This window comes from Nitrogeniibacter mangrovi (assembly GCF_010983895.1).
GTDB lineage: Bacteria > Pseudomonadota > Gammaproteobacteria > Burkholderiales > Rhodocyclaceae > Nitrogeniibacter > Nitrogeniibacter mangrovi.
On the sequence record NZ_CP048836.1, the window covers coordinates 491,615 to 508,021 of the forward strand.

A 16,407-nucleotide genomic window follows, 5' to 3' on the forward strand; every position below is an offset into this window, starting at 1 on the left:
GCCATGAAAGATCGCAGCAAGGACGCCCTCGAAGGCTTTCACGTCGCGCAGTTGCAGCCGCGGGATCTGGTCAGCCCCAACTTTCGCGCCTACGAGCTGAACCGCTCGATGCTGGCCGCGCGTCAGGGCATCGACAACGGCTTCGCCTCCGACGACATCCTGCGCGCGGCCGTGCATCTGGCGCGCGAGGTGCTCCAGCCGGTGCGCGACGCCTTCGGCGCGTTCTCGCCCAACAGCGTCTATCGCAGTCAGGCCCTCGAGCGGGCGCTGAAACATCGCCCCGCCACCTGGATCAGCACCAGCCAGCATACCGCCGGCTGCGCCTGCGACATCGAGATTCCGGGCATGGCGACGCTCGACCTGGCGCGCTGGGCGGCGGCGCACCTGGCCGACTTCGATCAGATCATCTGCGAGTGTTACGACCCGCGCCTGGGGCCGAACGCCGGCTGGGTGCACATCTCGCTGCGGGCCCCCGGGACGGGCGAGAACCGGCGCAACGAACTGAGCTACATCCGCCATCCGGACTCGGGGCGCATGGTCTACGTGAGCGGCCTGCGCGCCACCGTGGCCTGAGCCGGCGGTTGGGAGAAGATGCGCCGAGCCTTGTATAATCCCGCGTTTCGTTTGCTTTTTCTGTGGCCATGAGCGCTGACCCCAAACTCCACCTCGTCGACCTGCTGCGCGCCGCGCTCAAAAGCGTGGCGCCGGACCAGACCGGGGTGGCCATCGCCCTTGAGCGGCCCAAGCAGGCCAGCCACGGTGATTTTTCCGCCAACCTGGCGATGCAGCTGGCCAAGCCGCTGCGCCGCAGCCCGCGTGACCTGGCGCAGATGCTGGTGGCCGAGCTGCCCGCTTCCGAGCTGGTGAGCAAGGTCGAGATCGCCGGTCCGGGCTTCATCAACTTCACCCTGGCCTCGGGGGCCAAGACCGGCATCGTCCGGACCGTGCTCGAACAGGGCGAGGCCTTCGGCCGCGGTGCCGACAAGGACGTGAGCGTGCAGGTGGAGTTCGTCTCCGCCAATCCCACCGGCCCGCTGCACGTGGGCCATGGCCGGGGGGCGGCCTACGGCGCCTCGCTGGCCTCGGTGCTCGATTTCGCCGGCTTCAAGGTGGCGCGCGAGTACTACGTGAACGACGCCGGGCGGCAGATGGACATCCTCGCCACCTCCACCTGGCTGCGCTACCTGGCCTTCTTCGGCATCGAGGTGCCGTTTCCGCCCAACGGCTACCAGGGCGGTTACGTGATCGACATGGCGCGCGAGATCCGCGACGGCCACCAGGACCGCTTCGCCCGGGTGACGGCCGATCAGGTGCTCGCCGGCGTGGTCGATGTCGAGGCCGACAAGGAAGACCACCTCGACGGCCTGATCGCCAATGCCAAGGCCCTGCTGGGCGAGGACTACGCCTGGATCCACGACTTCGCCCTCGCCGAACAGCTCGGCGACTGCCGCGAGGATCTGCAGGAATTCGGCGTGTGCTTCGACAAGTGGTTCTCGGAGAAGAGCCTGTTCGACACCGGTCTGGTCGAGCGTGCCGTGGCCGAACTGGACAAGCGCGGCCACATCTACGTGCAGGACGGCGCCAAGTGGTTCCGCTCCAGCCATTTCGGCGACGAGAAGGACCGGGTGGTGCAGCGCGAGAACGGGCTGTTCACCTACTTCGCCTCCGACATCGCCTACCACCTGAACAAGTACGAGCGCGGCTTCGATCGCATCATCGACATCTGGGGCGCCGATCACCACGGCTACATCCCGCGGGTGCGCGGGGCGATCGCGGCGCTCGACCTGCCGCCCGAGAAGCTCGAGGTGGCGCTGGTGCAGTTCGCGGTGCTCTATCGCAACGGCCAGAAGGCGGCCATGTCGACCCGCTCGGGCGAGTTCGTGACCCTGCGCGACCTGCGCAAGGACGTGGGCAACGACGCCTGCCGCTTCTTCTACGTGCTGCGCAAGAGCGACCAGCACCTGGACTTCGATCTCGACCTGGCCAAGAGCCAGACCAACGAGAATCCGGTGTACTACATCCAGTACGCCCATGCCCGCGTGTGTTCGGTGCTGGGCCAGTGGGGCGGTGTCGAGCGCGATCTGCTCGAGGTCGATCCGGCGCGGCTCGAATCGGAGCGCGAACTGGGGCTGTGCGCCCGGCTCGCCGCCTTCCCGGAAGTGGTGCAGTCGGCGGCGGCCGACTATGCCCCGCACCAGATCGCCTTCTATCTCAAGGATCTGGCCGGTGACTTCCACAGCTGGTACAACGCCGAACGGATGCTGGTGGAGGACGAGGCACTGAAGATGGCGCGCCTGGCCCTGGCCGCCGCCATCCGCAACACCCTGGCCAACGGCCTGCGTCTGCTCGGGGTTGGCGCCCCGACTTCCATGTAACCTGAATCGGGAATCGTGCGCGTGAGCGGTCAACGCAAGAACAGCAGCAAGAAACCGGCCCCCCGGAAGACGGGCGGCGGGGTGTTCGTCGGCATCATCATCGGGCTCATGCTCGGCGCGGTGTTCGCCGCCGGTGTGGCCTGGTATCTGACCCGGGCCAACCCGTTCGCGGGCCATGAGCCGGACACCGCCAGCGGCGTGACCGAGCCGCTCAAGCCACGCGTGCTGCCCGGCAAGCCGGGCGACAAGCCACTGGAGAAGCCCGAGTTCGACTTCTACAAGATCCTGCCCAAGGGCGACGGGACGGTGGACATCCCCGCCGATGGCAAGGCCGCCGAGGCCGCCAAGCCCATCGAGAAGCTCTACCTGCAGGTGGGTGCGTTCGAAGATCCCACCGAGGCTGACAACCTGAAGGCGCGTCTTGCGTTAATGGGGGTGGAGGCATCGGTGCAGCGGGGCGAGTCGGCCACGGCCGGCACGGTCCAACGGGTCCGCGTGGGCCCCTTCACCCGCCTCGACGACCTCAACCGGATCCGCGCCGAACTGGCCCGGGCCGGCATCGAGAGCAACCTCGTGCGGGTGAAGTGATCCGGCGCGGGAACTCGAACCGGCAGCGCACGTCTCAACCGCGTCTGCGTCGACTGAAAGGAACAAGGAAAAGATGAACCGACGTCTCGCCCTCAAGCAACTGGCCGCCGTGGCCGGTCTGTCCGCCATCGGCCTGCCGGTGCGTGCCCAGTCCGCCGGCACCTTCGCCCCCGTCAACCCGCCCCAGCCCACGGACGATCCTTCGCGCATCGAGGTGCTCGAATTCTTCCACTACGGCTGCCCGCACTGCCGCGCCTTCGATCCGCTGGTGTCGGCCTGGGTCGCCAAGCAGCAGCCGGATGTCGCCTTCGTGCGTGTGCCGGCCATCTGGGGCAACCCCAAGCTGCGCGGCCTGGCGCAGTTCTACTACGCGATGGAGGCCATCGACGTGGCCGACAAGCTGCACCCCAAGGTCTTCGAGGCCTATCAGGATCAGCACGTGCCACTCGAGACCGAAGCCGGCGCCGCCGATTGGGTGGGTTCCATGGGGGTGGACCGCAAGAAGTTCCTCGATGCCTACAAGTCCTTCGGGGTGAGTGGGCAGGTCCGGCGGGCCGATCAGCTGGCGCGCAACTACCGCATCCGCGGCGTGCCCACCCTGGCCATCGACGGGCGCTTCGAGACCTCCGGGTCCATGGCGGGTTCGCACGAGGCCTCGCTGGAAGTGGCCGATGAACTCATCGCCCGGGTGCGAGCATCCCGCGCCAAACGCTGAACGCCGTGCGTGAGTCGACGCGCTGTGTGGCGGATGACCGCCCGCAGCGCGTTTTCATTACCGGCGCCAGTAGTGGAATCGGGGCCGCCCTGGCGCGACACTACGGTCGGGCCGGCGCCTGCGTCGGCCTGCTGGGACGACGCGAGGCGGCGCTCGAGGCGGTGGCGGCGGGGCTCGATGGTGAGGCGATGGTGCTTGTCGCCGATGTGGCCGACCCGCGCGCCATGCGCGAAGCGGCGCACCGCTTCGTCGCGCGCTTCGGGCCGCCGGACATCGTCATCGCCAGCGCCGGGGTGTCGGCGGGCACGCTGACCGAACACGAGGAGGACGGCGACGTGTTCGCGCGCATCCTCGCGATCAACGTGCTGGGGATGGTGAACACCTTCCGCCCCTTCCTGCTCGACATGCGCCGCACCGGTGCCGGCACCCTGGTGGGCATCGCCTCGGTGGCCGGCGTGCGCGGGCTGCCGGGGGCGGGGGCCTACAGCGCGTCCAAGGCGGCGGCGCACCGTTATCTCGAGAGCCTGCGGGTCGAGCTGCACGGCTCCGGGGTACGGGTGGTCACGCTCTCGCCCGGCTATATCGACACGCCGATGACCCGCATCAACCCCTACCCGATGCCTTTCCTGATGGACGCCGACGTGGCGGCGCGACGCATGGCCCGGGTCATCGCGGCCGGGCGCCGTCACGCGGTGGTGCCCTGGCAGATGGGGGTGGTCGCCCGTGTGCTCGGCTGGATGCCCGGCGCGCTCTTCGATCGGGTGTTTGCCCGCGCCGGGCGCAAGCCGCGAAATATTCCACTGTAAATGGGCGCGACGCCACGCAGACTGTCAAGTGAAGGCGCCAGCGGTCGTTGACGCCAGTGTCAGGACGCATCACAAGGAGGTGGGCCATGGATGAAATCAACGAGCGTCGCCAGCGCCAGCGGGTGATCGTCGACCAGGACAGCGCGACCGTCTTCCGTCTGAGTTGCGACGGCGCCCCGATGCATGTGCGCGACGTCTCGCTCGACGGCTTCGCGATGCAGGCGGCGACGGCCCCGGACGCCCGTCACGAATTCGCCTTCCGGCTCGAGCATTCGCGTCTGCCCGGCGTCATCACCGGCCGTGCCCAGGTGGTCAATTACGCGCGTGGGGTCACGGCCGACAGCGGCGTCGCCGGCTGTCGCATCCTCAGCGTCGACGGCGACGGCGGCGAGATGCTGGCGCAGTGGCTGTCGGAGCATGTGACCCGTGTCGCCAGCCTGCCGCTTACCGCGGACGAGGCACGCCACATCGTCGCCGGGCCGTCGCTGGTCTGAGCGATGGGGCGCCCGAGGGGCGCCACGGGCGGAGGATTACGCTAGACTGGGACGCTGAGATCGCCCCGAGCTTCGATCTCGGGGGATCGTCCTTGCCATAAGGAGGCCCAGTGATGAACAAGCTAGTAACCGCCCTTGCCGCGTCGGCACTGCTGATGTCCGCGGCGCCCACCGTGAGTGCGGCGCAGCAGTTCGTGTCGATCGGTACCGGTGGCGTGACCGGGGTCTACTACCCCACCGGCGGCGCCATCTGTCGTCTGGTCAACAAGCACCGCAAGGAACACGGCATCCGCTGTTCGGCCGAATCCACCGGGGGTTCGGTGTACAACATCAACTCCGTGCGTGCCGGCGAGCTGGAATTCGGTGTCGCCCAGTCCGACTGGCAGTACCACGCCTATCACGGCACCTCCAAGTTTGCCGAACAGGGCCCATTCGAGAAGCTGCGTTCGGTGTTCTCGATCCATCCCGAGCCTTTCACCGTGCTTGCCCGCAAGGACAGTGGCATCACCAAGTTCGAGGATATCAAGGGCAAGAAGGTCAATGTGGGCAATCCGGGCTCCGGCCAGCGGGCGACCATGGAAGTGGTGATGAAGGCCTTCGGCATGACCATGGACGACTTCGCCGTGGCCGCCGAGCTCAAGGGCTCTGAGATGGCGCAGGCGGTGTGCGACGGCAAGATCGACGTCATGGTCTACACCGTGGGCCATCCGGCCGCGGCGATCACCGAGGCGACCACCACCTGCGACCTGAACCTGGTGAACGTGGTCGGCCCGCAGATCGACAAGCTCGTCGCCGACAATCCCTTCTATCGCAAGGCGGTCATCCCGGGCGGCATGTACGCCGGCAATCCCGAGGACACCACCACCTTCGGGGTGGGGGCGACGCTGATCACCTCGGCCGACGTCCCGGACGAGGTGGTCTATACCGTGGTCAAGGCGGTGTTCGACAACTTCGCCGACTTCAAGAAGCTGCACCCGGCCTTCGCTAACCTGAAGGAGGCGGAGATGATCAAGGACGGCCTGTCGGCGCCGCTGCACCCGGGCGCGATCAAGTACTACAAGGAACGCGGCTGGATGTGATGGCCTGAGCCATCGAGACAAGGGGCGCGGCCGGCGGTCGACGCCCCCGTTTTTTCCCCAGGGGAGCACAGCGGATGGACGCGCACGCCCGGAGCAAGACCGAAGCGCTCGAGGAGATGGTCGCCGAGATCGAGTCGGGATCGCGCCACCCGGCGGGCCCGGTGGGCCTGTTCCTCTCGGCGCTGGCCCTGCTGTGGTCGCTGTTCCAGCTCTACGTGGCCTCCGGTGTGCCGTTCTGGCTGTCGGAGACCGTCGGCCTCAATGTGGTGTTCAACAACCAGGAGGTGCGCCAGGTGCACCTGGCCTTTGCCATGGCCCTGTGTGCGCTGGCCTATCCGCTGTTCAAGGGCTCGCCCCATGACCGGATCCCCTGGTACGACTGGCTGCTGGCCGCAGTCGGTGTGGGCTGCTGCCTGTATTTGCTGATCTTCAAGAACGACATCGCCGATCGCGCCGGGCTGCCGACGGTGGCGGACATGACCATCTCGGCGCTGGGGCTGATCTCGCTCGGCATCGCCGTGCTGCGCTCGCTCGGCTTGCCGCTGCTGCTCGTGGCCACGGTGTTCCTGTGCTACGTCTTCTTCGGTGACCTGCCGTGGCTGCCCGAGGTCGTCCAGTGGAAGGGGGCCTCCTTCGGCAAGGCCATGTGGCATTTCTGGATGCAGACCGAAGGGGTGTTCGGGGTGGCGCTGGGGGTGTCGGCGACCATGATCTTCCTGTTCGTGTTGTTCGGCGCCCTGCTCGAGCGCGCCGGGGCCGGCAACTACTTCATCCAGCTGGCCCTGTCCCTGCTCGGCCACCTGCGCGGCGGGCCGGCCAAGGCGGCGGTGGTGGCCTCGGGACTGAGCGGGCTGTATTCCGGCTCGTCGATCGCCAACGTGGTCACCACCGGCACCTTCACCATCCCGCTGATGGTCAAGACCGGCTTCACCCGGGAGAAGGCGGGCGCGGTGGAAGTGGCCTCCAGCACCAACGGCCAGCTCACCCCGCCGGTGATGGGCGCGGCCGCCTTCCTGATCGCGGAGTTCACCGGCGAGGCCTACACCGACGTGATCCGCCATGCGGTGGTGCCGGCGCTGGCCTCCTACATCGCCCTGTTCTACATCGTCCATCTCGAGGCGATGAAGCTCGGCCTCGAGGGCATGCCACGCCCGAGCGCGCGCTTCACCGCCATGCAGAAACTCATGGGTTTTCTCGGCGGCTTCGTCGCCATGGGCGTGCTCGGGGTGCTCGTGTATTACGTGCTCGGCGCCGTGGCCCGGGCGTTGCCGGGCATGACCCCCTGGGCCGGCGCGTTCATTTTCCTGCTCGCCTATCTGGTGCTGGTACGCATCGCCGCCGCGCGCCCCGATCTCGAGCACAAGGAGCCCGAGCACTTCGACGTGCTGCCGCGGGTCGACGAGGTCGCGCCCACCGGGCTGTACTACGTGCTGCCGATCCTGGTGCTGCTGTGGTGCATCCTGGTCGACCGCCTGTCGCCGGCCCTGTCCGCCTTCTGGGCCTCGCTGGCCATGCTGTTCGTGGTGCTCACCCAGGATTTCCTCAAGGCCCTGTTCCGGCGCGAGCACGCCCACCTCGGCCACTTTCGCGAGGGGGTCGTGGGCATGGTGGAGGGCATGATCGCCGGGGCGCGCAACATGGTGCCCATCGGGGTCGCCACGGGCGTGGCCGGCGTTGTCATCGGCACCGTGTCGCTCACCGGCGCCCATCAGGTGGTGGGCGAGTTCGTGGAGATGCTCGCCGGCGGCAACGTAATGGTGATGCTCCTGCTGGTCGCGGTCATGAGCCTGATCCTCGGCATGGGGCTGCCGACCACGGCCAACTACATCGTGGTGTCCTCGCTGATGGCGCCGGTGATCGTCTCGGTGGGGGCGCAGACCGGGCTGGTGGTGCCGCTCATCGCGGTGCACATGTTCGTGTTCTATTTCGGCATCCTCGCCGACGACACCCCGCCGGTGGGCGTGGCGGCGTTCGCGGCGGCGGCCATTTCCGGCGGCGACCCGATCCGCACCGGCCTGCAGGGCTTCGGCTACGACATCCGCACCGCGCTGCTGCCCTTCCTGTTCATCTTCAACACCGAGCTGCTGCTGATCGACGTGACCCCGCTGCATGCGGTGTTCGTCTTCGTCATCGCGGTGGTCGCCATGTTGCTGTTCGCCGCGGCCACCCAGGGCTATTTCATCACCCGCAGCCGCGGGTGGGAGTCGGCCGCGCTGTTGCTGGTGGCCTTCACCCTGTTCCGGCCCGGGTTCTGGCTCGATCAGGTCGAGGACCCCTTCGTGCATCTGCCCGGGGCCTCGGTCGCCAAGGTCGCCGCGGCCTTGCCCGAGGGTGACTTTCTGCGCATGGTGGTGAGCGGCCCCGACTTCGACAAGCCGGACCGGCAGGTCGCCCTGACCCTGGTGGTGCCCATGGGGGCGCCCGGCGCCGGGGCGGCACGCCTGCAGGCGGCCGGGCTCGTGCTCGGCGACAATCCGGACGCGCCGACCGGCACGGTGGCGCTCGACGAACCCCTGGCCGGTACCCCGTATTTCGCCAAGCTGCAGGGCTTCGACTTCTACGCCGATACCCCGGTGGTGATCGAGCGCGTCGAACAGGACGCCGAGCGCCTGCCCAAGGAGGTGTTCTATGCGCCGGCGCTGGTGCTGCTGGCCTTCATCGTCCTGCGCCAGCGCGCCCGGCGGCGACGCGAGGCGGCGGCTTGACCGGGCCCGGACACGCCGGTCGTGGCCCCGATGAAGACGCCCTCGGGCAGCGCCATCGCCCGGCGAGCGGCGCGATGCGCATCGTCTCGCTGGTGCCCTCGATCACCGAACTGCTGTGGGACCTGGGCCTCGGCGCGGCGCTGGTGGGGCGGACCGGCTTCTGCATCCATCCGCGCGAGGCCTTGCGCGGCGTTGCCAAGGTGGGCGGCACCAAGGACGTGAAACTGGACCGGCTGCGTGCGCTGGCGCCGACCCATGTCATCGTCAATATCGACGAGAACCCGCGCGCCGTCGCCGAGGCGCTGGCCGGTTTCGTTCCCCATGTCATCGTGACCCATCCGTGCCGCCCCGAGGACAACCGTCACCTGTACCGCCTGCTCGGCCATGTGTTCGGGCGCGAGGCCGACGCCGACAGGCTGGTAGCGCGCTTCGACGCGGCGCTCGAAGCGGCCCGGGGCGTCGCCGCGGCGCGGCCCGCCGAGCGGGTGTTGTATCTCATCTGGCGCGACCCGTGGATGACCATCGCGCCCTCGACCTATGTGTCCGCCACGCTCGCGACGGTGGGCTGGCAGAGCCTGCCGCCGGACCCGGCGACGCGTTACCCCGCGTTCGAAACGAATGCCGACTGGCTCGACGACGTCGACCGGGTGCTGCTCTCGTCGGAGCCCTACCGGTTCGGCGACAAGCACCTGGCCGAGGTGGCCGCGTGGGCGCAGCGCCCGGTGCATCTGATCGACGGCGAGTGGGCGTCGTGGTACGGCTCGCGGGCAATCACGGGCCAGCAGGCGCTGGCCGCGTTTCGCCGCGCGCTGGATCAGGCCTGAGCGGCCAGCGTCGGCAGCACCTCGGTCTGCCAGCGCTCCGGCGTGAGGATGGCGAAGCGCTCGCGCACCAGGCGGTGGCGCCCGCAGCGCAGCAGCGCCTTGTCACGGGTGAGCAGGCCGGCGGCGTCGCCGTCGCGGGCGATTTCGAGAAACTTCTGGTCGTCCGCATCTCGGCATTTGGGCAGCGGATCGCCGTCGGTGCCCATGGCGACGAGCGCGACCCGATCGCGATAGGCCTGCCACAGCTGTCCCTGATGCGCCGGCGTGCAGGCGAACTGCCGGTAACCGAGGACGCGGCGCAGCTCCTCGAGGGCGTCGTCGCGGGCGAGGAGGGTGGCGTCGCCAGCGTCGATGAAGCGGCGCAGCGGCGCAAGCGCCGGGTCCTCGAAGAACCACAGCGCCATCACCGTGTTGGTGTCCAGAACGAGACGGGTCATGGGATTGGCCAGGCTACGAAAAAGGGGCCGTCCGGCCCCTTTTTCCGAGATGGCGCTCAGGCTCACGCGGCCGGCGTGTCGATGCGCGCCTTCACGTAGCTGCCCGGGGCATCCTCGATCACCGAGAGCTTGCCCTTGGCCGGATCGCGGGCGGGCACCTGGGTGCCGTTGTGTCCGGTGACCCAGGCCTGCCAGTCGGTCCACCACGAGCCTTCATGCTGCTCGCTGGCCTCGAACCATGCCTCGGCGCTCTCCGGCATCTCGCCGGTGGGATTGATCCAGAAGCCGTACTTGTTGGCCACCGGCGGGTTCACGATGCCGGCGATGTGGCCGGAGCCGCCCAGCACGAAGCGCACGTCGCCGCCGAAGTTGCGCGCACCGGTGTAGGTGCTCTTCCACGGGGCGATGTGATCCTCGATGGTGGAGATGAAATAGCACGGGATCTTGATCTTGCCCAGATCGATCTTGGTGCCGTCGATCTCGATGCCGCCGGGCTGGGCGAGGCGGTTCTCCATGTACATGTTGCGCAGGTAGAAGCTGTGCATGGTGGCCGGCATGCGCGTGGAGTCGGAGTTCCAGTACAGCAGGTCGAACGGGAACGGGTCCTTGCCCAGCAGGTAGTTGTTGACCACGAAGGACCAGATCAGGTCGTTGGCGCGCAGCATGTTGAAGGTGCCGGCCATCTCGGAGCCTTCCAGGTAGCCGCGCTCGAACATCTTCTTCTCGAGGCTGGTCACCTGACCCTCGTCGATGAACACCCCCAGCTCGCCCGGCTCGGAGAAGTCGGTCATGGTGGTGAAGAAGGTGGCGCTGGCGATGCGCTTGCGCCGTTTGGCGGCCAGATAGGCGCAGGTGGTGGCCAGCAGGGTGCCGCCCAGGCAGTAGCCGGCGGCGTTCACTTCCTTCTCGCCGGTCTGTTCCTCGATGGCATCGAGCGCGGCGAGCACGCCGTCCTGCACATAGGCATCGAAGCTCTTCTCGGCCAGCTTCTCGTCCGGGTTCACCCAGGAGATCACGAACACCGTGTGGCCCTGGTCCACGCACCACTTGATGTAGGAGTTCTTCTCGCGCAGGTCGAGGATGTAGAACTTGTTGATCCAGGGCGGCACGATCAGCATCGGCCGCTTGAGCACCTTGTCGGTCGAGGGCGTGTACTGGAGCAACTGCATCATCTCGGTCTCGAACACCACCTTGCCCGGCGTGGTGGCGACGTTCTTGCCCAGCTCGAAGGCCGTGGTGTCGGTCATCTTCACGCGCAGGTTGCCGCCGCCGTCCTCGACGTCGCGCAGCAGGTTGTTCAGACCCTTGAGCAGGTTGCCGCCATGGCTCTTGACCGTCTCGCGGAACACCTCCGGGTTGGTCAGGGCGAAGTTGGACGGGGACAGGGCGTCCACGTACTGGCGGGTGTAGAAGTTGACCTTCTTCTGGGTCTGCTCGTCGAGGCCCTCGACGCAGCACACGGTGTCATGGATGTGGCGCGCGGTGATCAGGTAGGACTGCTTGATGAAGTCGAACAGGAAGTGTTCCTGCCACTGGTCGTCGCGGAAGCGCTTGTCGTCCTTGGCCGGCGCCGCCACCGGGGGCGCGTGCATGCCGGCGAAGCGCAGCATGGAGTGCTGCCACAGGGAGAAGTAGTCCCACACCAGGTTCATCTGGGCCTGGGCGAGCTTGTACGGGTTGGCCAGCAGCTTGGCCATCATGTCCATGAAGGCCTGGGCGATGCCCAGCTCGTCGGCCGGCGCGCTCACGCCCTTCTTCATCTGGCGCTGCACATGTTCGCTGATCAGCGACGACGCGCGCTGAGCGACCTCGGCGTAGGTCGTGGCGATCTCACTCGGATCGGGCAGTTCTCGGGTGCTGTCTTCGGTCTTCGGTGGTGCCATTGTTCGGATTCCTCATTCGGGTAGAGCGTTGGATACGTAGCGGGCCACACCACTGCCGTCGCCGACCCCGCGCAGTTCCCTCCCGCGCACGAGGTAATTGACATGGGCAATGGCCTCTCCCATCGCGAACATCACCTGGTGGGTATCGAGTTCACGCGGAAACAGGGTTTCGAGCAGGTCGCCGGCACACTTGGGTGTGGTGCAGGCGGCCAATAGTGCATCGCAGCGTTCGCGGTGGTGCTCGTGAAGCTGATCGACGCGCGCATGAATCCCCTTGAAAGGCCTGCCATGCGATGGTAGCACGAGCGTAGAGTCGGGCAAGCGCTTGAAACGCTTGATTGAATCGAGGAATCGGGCCAGCGAATCGTCGTGCGGCGTTGCAGCAAAAACGCTGATGTTGGTGCTGATGGTGGGCAGCAGCATGTCGCCCGAGATGAGTATGCCCAGATCGGCGCAGTACAGTGCCGCGTGCTCGGGCGAGTGGCCGGTGCCGACGATGACCGCCCACTCATGGCCGCCGATGGACAGGGTCGTGCCGTCCACCAGGCGCTCGTAATGTCCCGGCAGCGCCGGAATGCCTTTGCGGTAGGCGTTGCCGCGGCGGCTCAGGGCGTCGAGGCGGGCGTCGTCGAGCCCGTGATGGCGGAACTGCGCCACCATGTCGTCCACGCAGAAGCCGGGCAGCTGGTGCCACAGGGCCTGGGCGCCGAGGAACTCGCCCTGGGTCATGTGCACCTCGGCGCCGGTCTGCGCCGACAGCCAGGCGGCCAGGCCCAGATGGTCCGGATGGCAATGGGTGACCACGATGCGCGCGACCGGTCGGCCCAGCGTCTCGAGGATGTGCGTCCACGCCGCCTGCACCTCCGGCAGGCCGAAGCCGGTGTCCACCAGGGTCACCGCGCCGCCATCGTCGAGCAGCCACAGGTTGATGTGGTCGAGGGCAAAGGGCAGGGGCATGCGCACCCAGTGCACGCCGGGCGCGACGGTGAGCCACTGGCCCGTTTCGGGCAGCGTGTCGAAGGGATACTGCAGTCGAGGCTGCGCAGTCATGTCGGTCTTCTCCAGAGCCGGTGCATTGCGGCGCGGGGGCAAATCTGATTTACTCGCCGCGCACCACACCAAAATCACAGGCGTCCCCCGGTGCCTCCGAGGCACCCGAGCGAATGAACAAAGACACCACCTATACCATTTCCGAGCTGGCGCGCGAGTTCGACATCACGCCGCGCACCATCCGCTTCTACGAGGACCAGGGCCTGCTGACGCCTGCGCGGGCGGGACGCAACCGCATCTACTCCCGCGCCGACCGTACCCGCCTCAAGCTCGCCCTGCGCGGCAAGCGCCTGGGGCTGTCGCTGGCGGAGATCAAGGAGATCCTCGAGATGTACGGTGCGGCCGACAACGCGCCGCAGCTCGCGCATTTCCTCAAGGTGCTCGCCGACCGGCGCCGGGCGCTGGCCCAGCAACTCGAGGACATCGAGGTCGTGCTCGGGGAGATCGACCTGCTCGAGCGTCAATGTACCGAACTGCTCGATGCCCATCGCGCCGGTCAGGGAAAATCCTGACCCTCTTTTTTTCGGATATGATTTACGTTAACGTAAACGTAATTTAACGGGAGGAGGCTGATCGTGTCCAGTATCGACGAGTCGCTCGAAGCGGTCGTGCCGGGGCTTGCCAAGGTCCGCCGCAGTTTCGACGAGCAGCCGCTGATGGGCTTCGTCGGGGCGGTCATGACGCATCTGGCGCCGGGCGAATGCACCATCGAGCTGCCCTATCGGGAGGAGCTGTCGCAGCACCATGGCTACTTCCATGGCGGGGTGATCGGCATGCTGGCCGACAACGCCGCCGGCTTTGCCGGCTACACCCTGATGCCCGACGCGGCCAGCGTCCTGACCGTCGAATACAAGATCAACCTGTTGGCGCCGGCCGCCGGCGAGCGGATGATTGCCGAAGGCAGTGTGGTGCGCGCCGGGCGCAATCTGGTGATCACGCGCGCCGAGGTGTTCGTGGCCCGCGGCGACGAGCGCATCCACTGCGCCACCATGCAGCAGACCCTGATGACCATGCACCCGGCCTGAGACCGGGGCACTGATGAGGAGGAGCGGGGCATGACGATCCCGAGCATGAATTTCAACCTGGGCGAAACCATCGACATGCTGCGCGACGCGGTGTGGGACTTTGCCCGCAACGAGATCGCGCCACGCGCGGCACAGATCGACCAGGAGAACCTGTTTCCCGCCGATCTGTGGAAGAAGCTGGGTGACCTGGGCCTGCACGGCATGACCGTGCCCGAGGCCTACGGCGGCACCGCCATGGGCTATCTGGCGCATATCGTGGCGCTGGAGGAAGTGTCCCGGGCCTCGGCCTCGGTGGGCCTGTCCTACGGCGCCCACTCCAACCTGTGCGTGAACCAGATCTACCGCAACGGCACCGAGGCGCAGCGGCGCAAGTACCTGCCCGGCCTGGTCGCCGGCGACACGGTTGGCGCTCTGGCCATGAGCGAGCCCAACGCCGGCTCCGACGTGGTGAGCATGAAGCTGCGCGCCGAGAAGAAGGGCGAGCGCTACGTGCTCAACGGCGCCAAGATGTGGATCACCAACGGCGGCGACGCCGACGTGCTGGTGGTCTATGCCAAGACCGACATCGACGCCGGCCCGAAGGGCATCACCGCCTTCATCATCGAGAAGGGCATGGCCGGCTTCAGCCACGGCAGCCATCTGGACAAGCTGGGCATGCGCGGCTCGAACACCTATCCGCTGTTCTTCGACGACGTCGAGGTGCCCGAGGAGAATGTGCTCGGTGGCGAGGGCAACGGCGTCAGGGTGCTCATGAGCGGGCTGGACTACGAGCGCGCGGTGCTGTGCGGCGGCCCGCTGGGCATCATGGCCGCGTGCATGGACACGGTGGTGCCCTATCTGCACGAGCGCCGCCAGTTCGGCCAGGCCATCGGCGAGTTCCAGCTCATGCAGGGCAAGCTCGCCGACATGTATTCCACCTGGATGGCCACCCGGGCCTATGTGTATGCGGTCGGTCAGGCCTGCGACCGCACCGACCACGCCCGCAGCCTGCGCAAGGATGCGGCCGGCGCCATCCTGTATTCGGCCGAAAAGGCCACCTGGATGGCGGGCGAGGCCATCCAGGCGCTCGGCGGCGTGGGCTATACCAATGAGTATCCCGTGGGCCGCCTGTGGCGCGACGCCAAGCTCTACGAGATCGGTGCCGGCACCAGCGAAATCCGCCGCATGCTCATCGGTCGCGAGCTGTTCGCGGAAACGCAGTGAGGCTTGTTGCAACGCCACGCAAGAAGGGCCGGCCTCGGGTATCGTCTGGCCTGACCTGATTGTGTAGAGCGAGAAAAACCATGGCAAGCATCCTGCGCGTCCTGACCGAGTCCGACACCAACGAACTGGAGCATGTGCGCCAGTTCTTCCGCAACTATGCGGGCTGGCTCGGCGTGGATCTGGGCTTCCAGAACTTCGACGCGGAAATGGCCTCCCTGCCCGGCGCCTACAGTGCGCCGGAGGGGCGCCTGTTCTATGCCGAACTCGACGGCAAGCCCGCCGGCTGCGTGGGGGTGCGCAAGTTCTCCGAAGGCGTGTGCGAGATGAAGCGCCTGTATGTGGAACCCGATTCCCGCGGCCAGGGCGTGGGGCGCGAACTGGCGCTGGCGGCCATCCGCGCGGCCAGCGCGCTGGGCTACAAGCGCATCATGATCGACACCCAGCCGGCCATGCGTATCGCGGTGAAACTCTATCGCGAGCTCGGCTTCCAGGAGGCGCCCGCCTATTACCCCACGCCGGTCGAGGGGGCCATCTTCCTGTCCCTCGATCTGGAGCGCTGGGACGAGTCGCAGGTCAACAACGAGCATCTAGCCCATCTGTTCGACTACAACCGCGCCTGGGCGCGGCAGATGAACCAGGTCGATCCGGAGTTCTTCTCCAAGCTGGCCCAGCTGCAGTCGCCTGAATACCTGTGGATCGGCTGCTCCGATTCGCGCGTGCCCGCCAACCAGATCGTCGGCCTGCTGCCGGGCGAGGTGTTCGTCCATCGCAACGTCGCCAACGTGGTGGTGCACACCGACCTGAACTGCCAGTCGGTGGTGCAGTTCGCCGTCGACGTGCTCAAGGTCAAGCACATCATGGTCGTCGGCCACTACGGCTGTGGCGGCGTCGGCGCCGCGCTGCGGCGCGAGCGCGTGGGCCTGGTGGACATGTGGCTGCGCCATGTCCAGGACGTGCACACCAAACACATCGCCCGGGTGAGCGCGCTGCCGCCCGAGATGCGCCATGACCGCCTGTGCGAGCTCAACGTGCTCGAACAGGTGGTGAACCTGTGTCAGACGCTGGTCGTCCAGGACGCCTGGGCGCGCGGCCAGCAACTGACGGTCCATGGCTGGGCCTACGGTCTCAAGGACGGTCTCGTGTCCGACCTGGGGCTGACGGTCAGCCACCCCGAACAACTCGTGCCGCGCTATGCCGCGGCGCTCGACGCCCTCGACTGAGCG

General features: G+C 67.3%; 16 protein-coding genes. 13 read left to right on the forward strand and 3 right to left on the reverse strand.

Annotation, left to right across the window (positions count from 1 at the left end):
• Positions 1 to 3: 3 nt before the first annotated feature.
• The 9 genes from G3580_RS02195 to G3580_RS02235 all read left to right on the forward strand — a co-directional run bounded on the left by G3580_RS02195 (position 4) and on the right by G3580_RS02235 (position 9,586).
• Positions 4 to 573 carry a D-Ala-D-Ala carboxypeptidase family metallohydrolase gene (locus G3580_RS02195; RefSeq protein WP_173763708.1) on the forward strand — a complete coding sequence of 190 codons (570 nt, stop codon included), beginning with the start codon at positions 4 to 6 and terminating at the stop codon, positions 571 to 573.
• Between the two features lie 68 nt (positions 574 to 641).
• Entirely contained in the window at positions 642 to 2,375 is a 1,734-nt protein-coding gene (gene argS, locus G3580_RS02200; protein ID WP_173763709.1) for an arginine--tRNA ligase, read from the forward strand.
• A gap of 21 nt (positions 2,376 to 2,396) precedes the next feature.
• Positions 2,397 to 2,963, forward strand: a complete 567-nt coding sequence (locus G3580_RS02205; RefSeq protein WP_228720743.1) for an SPOR domain-containing protein — start codon at positions 2,397 to 2,399, stop codon at positions 2,961 to 2,963.
• A gap of 73 nt (positions 2,964 to 3,036) precedes the next feature.
• Positions 3,037 to 3,678, forward strand: coding sequence for a thiol:disulfide interchange protein DsbA/DsbL (locus tag G3580_RS02210; RefSeq protein WP_173763710.1), 642 nt, complete (start codon positions 3,037 to 3,039; stop codon positions 3,676 to 3,678).
• A 26-nt stretch (positions 3,679 to 3,704) separates the two neighbouring features.
• Positions 3,705 to 4,484, forward strand: a complete 780-nt coding sequence (locus G3580_RS02215; protein WP_217424585.1) for an SDR family oxidoreductase — start codon at positions 3,705 to 3,707, stop codon at positions 4,482 to 4,484.
• A gap of 86 nt (positions 4,485 to 4,570) precedes the next feature.
• Positions 4,571 to 4,978: a hypothetical protein gene (locus G3580_RS02220; RefSeq protein ID WP_173763711.1), complete on the forward strand. Its 408-nt coding sequence runs from the start codon at positions 4,571 to 4,573 to the stop codon at positions 4,976 to 4,978.
• Between the two features lie 113 nt (positions 4,979 to 5,091).
• Positions 5,092 to 6,057: a TAXI family TRAP transporter solute-binding subunit gene (locus G3580_RS02225; protein ID WP_173763712.1), complete on the forward strand. Its 966-nt coding sequence runs from the start codon at positions 5,092 to 5,094 to the stop codon at positions 6,055 to 6,057.
• Positions 6,058 to 6,131: 74 nt separating this feature from the next.
• The gene (locus tag G3580_RS02230) at positions 6,132 to 8,762 is read left to right on the forward strand and encodes a TRAP transporter permease (RefSeq protein ID WP_173763713.1); all 2,631 of its coding nucleotides are present in this window, start codon (positions 6,132 to 6,134) and stop codon (positions 8,760 to 8,762) included.
• Between the two features lie 74 nt (positions 8,763 to 8,836).
• Positions 8,837 to 9,586 (forward strand): helical backbone metal receptor, encoded by a 750-nt coding sequence (locus tag G3580_RS02235; RefSeq protein WP_173768541.1) that lies wholly within the window; start codon positions 8,837 to 8,839, stop codon positions 9,584 to 9,586.
• On the opposite strand, the gene G3580_RS02240 is transcribed toward G3580_RS02235, so the two are convergent.
• From G3580_RS02240 to G3580_RS02250, 3 genes are all read right to left on the reverse strand, one after another.
• The gene (locus G3580_RS02240) at positions 9,577 to 10,023 is read right to left on the reverse strand and encodes a PIN domain-containing protein (protein ID WP_173763714.1); all 447 of its coding nucleotides are present in this window, start codon (positions 10,021 to 10,023) and stop codon (positions 9,577 to 9,579) included. The two genes, G3580_RS02235 and G3580_RS02240, sit on opposite strands and share 10 nt — an antisense overlap.
• A gap of 62 nt (positions 10,024 to 10,085) precedes the next feature.
• Positions 10,086 to 11,906, reverse strand: a complete 1,821-nt coding sequence (locus G3580_RS02245; RefSeq protein ID WP_173763715.1) for a PHA/PHB synthase family protein — start codon at positions 11,904 to 11,906, stop codon at positions 10,086 to 10,088.
• A 12-nt stretch (positions 11,907 to 11,918) separates the two neighbouring features.
• Positions 11,919 to 12,956 carry an MBL fold metallo-hydrolase gene (locus G3580_RS02250; protein ID WP_173763716.1) on the reverse strand — a complete coding sequence of 346 codons (1,038 nt, stop codon included), beginning with the start codon at positions 12,954 to 12,956 and terminating at the stop codon, positions 11,919 to 11,921.
• Positions 12,957 to 13,069: 113 nt separating this feature from the next.
• On the opposite strand from G3580_RS02250, the gene G3580_RS02255 reads away from it, so the two are divergent.
• From G3580_RS02255 to can, 4 genes are all read left to right on the forward strand, one after another.
• Positions 13,070 to 13,468 carry a MerR family transcriptional regulator gene (locus G3580_RS02255; protein WP_173763717.1) on the forward strand — a complete coding sequence of 133 codons (399 nt, stop codon included), beginning with the start codon at positions 13,070 to 13,072 and terminating at the stop codon, positions 13,466 to 13,468.
• 63 nt (positions 13,469 to 13,531) lie between these two features.
• A complete protein-coding gene (locus tag G3580_RS02260; protein ID WP_228720744.1) occupies positions 13,532 to 13,981 on the forward strand; it encodes a PaaI family thioesterase in 450 nt (149 codons plus the stop codon).
• A 30-nt stretch (positions 13,982 to 14,011) separates the two neighbouring features.
• A complete protein-coding gene (locus tag G3580_RS02265; RefSeq protein WP_173763718.1) occupies positions 14,012 to 15,184 on the forward strand; it encodes an isovaleryl-CoA dehydrogenase in 1,173 nt (390 codons plus the stop codon).
• Between the two features lie 80 nt (positions 15,185 to 15,264).
• The gene (can, locus tag G3580_RS02270) at positions 15,265 to 16,404 is read left to right on the forward strand and encodes a carbonate dehydratase (RefSeq protein ID WP_173763719.1); all 1,140 of its coding nucleotides are present in this window, start codon (positions 15,265 to 15,267) and stop codon (positions 16,402 to 16,404) included.
• The last annotated feature ends 3 nt before the right edge of the window (positions 16,405 to 16,407 follow it).

Coding starts and splice junctions, on each gene's coding strand:
- G3580_RS02195 (WP_173763708.1), top strand. CDS start 4: ATGAAAGATCGCAGCAAGGACGCCCTCGAAGGCTTTCACGTCGCGCAG.
- argS (WP_173763709.1), top strand. CDS start 642: ATGAGCGCTGACCCCAAACTCCACCTCGTCGACCTGCTGCGCGCCGCG.
- G3580_RS02210 (WP_173763710.1), top strand. CDS start 3,037: ATGAACCGACGTCTCGCCCTCAAGCAACTGGCCGCCGTGGCCGGTCTG.
- G3580_RS02220 (WP_173763711.1), top strand. CDS start 4,571: ATGGATGAAATCAACGAGCGTCGCCAGCGCCAGCGGGTGATCGTCGAC.
- G3580_RS02225 (WP_173763712.1), top strand. CDS start 5,092: ATGAACAAGCTAGTAACCGCCCTTGCCGCGTCGGCACTGCTGATGTCC.
- G3580_RS02230 (WP_173763713.1), top strand. CDS start 6,132: ATGGACGCGCACGCCCGGAGCAAGACCGAAGCGCTCGAGGAGATGGTC.
- G3580_RS02235 (WP_173768541.1), top strand. CDS start 8,837: ATGCGCATCGTCTCGCTGGTGCCCTCGATCACCGAACTGCTGTGGGAC.
- G3580_RS02240 (WP_173763714.1), bottom strand. CDS start 10,023: ATGACCCGTCTCGTTCTGGACACCAACACGGTGATGGCGCTGTGGTTC.
- G3580_RS02245 (WP_173763715.1), bottom strand. CDS start 11,906: ATGGCACCACCGAAGACCGAAGACAGCACCCGAGAACTGCCCGATCCG.
- G3580_RS02250 (WP_173763716.1), bottom strand. CDS start 12,956: ATGACTGCGCAGCCTCGACTGCAGTATCCCTTCGACACGCTGCCCGAA.
- G3580_RS02255 (WP_173763717.1), top strand. CDS start 13,070: ATGAACAAAGACACCACCTATACCATTTCCGAGCTGGCGCGCGAGTTC.
- G3580_RS02265 (WP_173763718.1), top strand. CDS start 14,012: ATGACGATCCCGAGCATGAATTTCAACCTGGGCGAAACCATCGACATG.
- can (WP_173763719.1), top strand. CDS start 15,265: ATGGCAAGCATCCTGCGCGTCCTGACCGAGTCCGACACCAACGAACTG.